Consider the following 1,793-nt stretch of genomic DNA (forward strand, 5'->3'; position numbering starts at 1 on the left):
AAATTAAGTAGAAATTTTATATAGGTGAAGTCGCAACTGTTTCGCAAATTTATTAATTCGCTTCTGATTGCGGCATACCTTTATACCTATACCTCAACGAAAGTGCGTTTATTATGCAAATATGGAGAAAAAAGTCTGTTGAACAGACTATCGCTGAGACTATGGATGGTGAACGCCATCTTAAACGTACATTAAATGCTTGGGATTTGGCAGTTATGGGTGTTGCTGTCGCTGTTGGTGCCGGTATTTTCTCTGTCGGTGCTCAGGCTGCAGCATTCCATGCTGGTCCTGCTGTAATTATTAGCTTTATTATTGCAGGCATTGTATGCGGTTCTGCTGCAATGTGCTACGCAGAATTTGCTTCAATGATCCCAGTTGCTGGATCTGCTTATACGTTTACATATACTACAGTTGGTGAGCTTATTGCTTGGATTATTGGCTGGGATATGATCCTAGAAATGCTGATGGCTGGCTCAGTAATTGCAAAGTATTGGGGCGTTTATCTTAACGATTTAATGAAGCTTTTCGGTTTGAATATGACCACCAGTTTTAACGTAGGTGGTTTCACTATTGATGTTGCTCCAATTATAATCGTTGCATTCTTTACAACTATGCTTGTCCTTGGAACTAAGCTTTCTGCACGCTTCGACGGCGCTTTAACAATCTTGAAGATTGGTATCGTTCTGTTCGTGGTTGTTGTGGGCTTCTTCTACATTAAAGCTTCCAACTTTACGCCATTTGTGCCACCTGCAACCGACGCTGCAAGTGTAAAGGGAATAGAAGTCTCTGGGGTTATGGCACAGCCTCTGTGGCAGTGGGTAACAGGCATGCAGCCAGCTGTTTATGGCGTTCCAGGTATTCTTTCCGGCGCGGCCCTCGTGTTCTTCGCGTTTATTGGTTTTGACGTTGTGGCAACCACAGCAGAAGAAACTAAGGATCCGCACAAGAACATTCCACGAGGCATTGGTCTTGGATTGTTTATTGTTACTGTTCTTTACATCCTCGTCGCAGTTGTAACAACTGGTATGGTTTCCTATAAGGATTTGGCAAAGCAAGCCGCTCCTTCGCTTTCTACAAGCTTCGAACTTGTGGGCGCTACTTGGGCTGCAAAGATTATTTCCCTCGGTATTGTTATTGGTTTGACAACCGTTGTGATGGTGCTTTTGCTTGGTCTTACGCGCATTATCTTCGCTGTTAGCCGTGATGGTCTGCTCCCACGCAGCTTCTCTAAAGTGAGCAAGCGTGGTATTCCTGCAAGACTTCAGATCGTTGCTGGTATTGTTGTGGCAGTCGTTGCTTCCACTCTCGATATTGGTATTCTTTCCGATATGGTGAACATTGGTACGCTTTCTGCATTCCTGCTTGTTTCTGCTGGCGTGCCGATTATGCGTATGCGCAGACCAGATTTGCACCGTTCATTTAGCGTTCCTGGCAATCCATGGCTTCCGCTGTTTGCAGCACTTTCTACATTCTGGCTCATGCTTAACTTGTCTGTGCTTACGTGGATTCGTTTTGCAGTGTGGCTAGCAATTGGTTTTGCGGTGTACTTCGGTTACTCTTACCGTAATTCTTTGCTTGGCAGGCAGTTGCGTAAAGCTAAGCAGCTCGGTGTTCCGGTTGAAACTTTGTTTGCTCAAGATGCCGCTGCTGCAGCGAAGGTAGCTGAAGGAGAAACAGAGGAGCAGGCTCGTGCAGAAGTTCAAGCTGAGGCGTCTGCTGCGGCCTCGCAAAATAATCAAAATTAATAAATTATTTATTTAGCAAGAAGCTGTCTCTTATACACATCTCCGAGC

The 1,793-nt window shown here is 44.9% G+C and carries 1 protein-coding gene; it reads left to right on the plus strand.

Translation table 11 applies throughout. The annotated features are described in order from the left end of the window. The first annotated feature begins 113 nt into the window (after positions 1 to 113). Positions 114 to 1,745, plus strand: a complete 1,632-nt coding sequence (locus A5294_RS06295) for an APC family permease (protein ID WP_064340729.1) — start codon at positions 114 to 116, stop codon at positions 1,743 to 1,745. The last annotated feature ends 48 nt before the right edge of the window (positions 1,746 to 1,793 follow it).

It is taken from the genome of Gardnerella sp. 30-4, assembly GCF_001641215.1.
GTDB lineage: Bacteria > Actinomycetota > Actinomycetes > Actinomycetales > Bifidobacteriaceae > Bifidobacterium > Bifidobacterium leopoldii.

Coding starts and splice junctions, on each gene's coding strand:
- A5294_RS06295 (WP_064340729.1), top strand. CDS start 114: ATGCAAATATGGAGAAAAAAGTCTGTTGAACAGACTATCGCTGAGACT.